The sequence below is a fragment of the Kitasatospora sp. NPDC088779 genome (assembly GCF_040685395.1).
Classification (GTDB): Bacteria; Actinomycetota; Actinomycetes; order Streptomycetales; family Streptomycetaceae; genus Kitasatospora.
Genome location: NZ_JBFBHW010000121.1, coordinates 1 through 1,775 on the forward strand (window position 1 = coordinate 1; position 1,775 = coordinate 1,775).

The following is a 1,775-nucleotide window of genomic DNA, read 5'->3' on the forward strand; positions in this document are numbered from 1 at the left end:
CCTAGACCCGTCCTTCGCACATAACGAGTTCGGATGATGTGGTGATGCGACCGGTACCCCGGTGGGGTGCCGGTCGTTGAGCCTGGCGTGTCGATATCTCGTTCACGTCGCTCACGGGTCCACTGTCCACGCTTCGCCGTGGAGTTGACGCCCGTGGTGGAGAGGCGTCTGGGCGCTCTGCCCGCCTCTGCCGAGTTTCTGCGCCGGCTGGACGTGGCCGGGATCGTTGACGAGCTGTGCCCGATCCGCGAGGTCGCGCACCTCACGCATGGCCAGGTGATCGAAGTGATGATCGCCAACCGGCTGTCCGCCCCGGCGCCGCTGGTCCGGGTGGGCGACTGGGCCCGGGAGTGGGCGGTGGAGGAGGTTTTCGGCGTCGAGCCGGACCTGCTGGGCGATGACCGGCTCGCCCGCGCGCTGGACGCGATCGCGCCGCACCTGGACGAGCTGGTCGGCACGGTCGGCGCCCAGGCCATCGCCGAATTCGGCATCGACGTGTCCCGGATCCACTGGGACATGACCTCGATGTCCCTCTTCGGCGCCTACGAGGACCAGGACGAGCAGTTCCCGCAGGTCAAGTACGGTCACCCCAAGGACCGCCGGGTCGATCTCAAACAGATCCAGGCCGGCCTCGCGGTCAGCGGCGACGGCGGGATCCCGCTTTTCCACCGCGTCTACGACGGCGGCGCGGGCGAGGTCGCCCAGGTCGTCGGCGCGATGAAGGCCCTGCGCACGATGGCCGACCGCAGGAACTTCCTGCTGGTCGCGGACTCCAAACTGGTGTCCCACTCGAACGTCACCGCCCTGCTGGACGCGAAGGTCGCCTTCATCGCCCCCGCACCGGCCGCCAAGGTCCCCGACCACGTCTACGCAGGCTTGAACCTGCAGGACGCACAGCTCGTGAACCACGTTCCGGAACGCGACGCCGGCAAGAGCGCCCAAGCACGTGAGACATACCGCGTGCTGGAGGACACCCACACCCTGACCGGCCGCCGCAAGAGCGACCCCGAGATCCGCCTGCGGCGGATCCTGGTCCACTCCAGCGGCAACGCCCGCGGCCAGCAGAGCGCCCGCGCCAAACGCCTCGCCCATGCGACCGAGGACCTGGACAAGCTCCAACGCGGCGCCGGAGGACGTTTCTACGGCACTGCCGAGAAGATCACCGCCCGGATCGGCGTGATCGCCAGGACCCGTCGCGTCGAGGACTGCCTACGGACCGCCATCACCGCCGACCCTGACGGCCGGCCCGTCCTGGAATGGCACTTCGATCAGGACGTCCTTGACGCTCAGGCCGCCGTCGACGGCTGGTACGCGCTGCTGACCAACCTCGCCCCCGAACAGGCCACCGCCGAACAGGTCCTGTTGCGCTACAAGGGCCAGGCCGTGGTCGAACGCCGCTACCACGACTTCAAAGGCCCCCTTGCGGTCGCGCCGGTCTTCCTGCAGCACAACCGGCGCATCGCCGCCCTCATCACTGTGATCTGCCTGGCCCTGCTGGTGTTCTGCCTGATCGAACGCCAAGTCCGCCAGGCCCTGGGACCCGAGCAGACCATGCGCGGCCTCTACCCGGACAGCCGGGCCGTCCGTCCCACCGGTCGCATGATCTTCTACCACCTGGCCAGCCTGATGATCCGGCCCGGCACCGTCACCAGCCCACCCGTCGTCCTGATCAGCCGAGGAGTCCAAGCACACCTACTCGAACTCCTCGGCATAGACGAAACCCGACCCCGCTGGCTGGAGACCTAAAACCCCATGTGCGAAGTCCGGGCCTAGAC

Annotated in this window: 1 protein-coding gene; it reads left to right on the forward strand. The window is 68.3% G+C overall.

Going from position 1 to position 1,775, the window contains the following annotated elements:
• The first annotated feature begins 153 nt into the window (after positions 1-153).
• A complete protein-coding gene (locus AB0P03_RS40770) occupies positions 154-1,746 on the forward strand; it encodes an IS1634 family transposase (protein ID WP_363633795.1) in 1,593 nt (530 codons plus the stop codon).
• Positions 1,747-1,775: the final 29 nt, after the last annotated feature.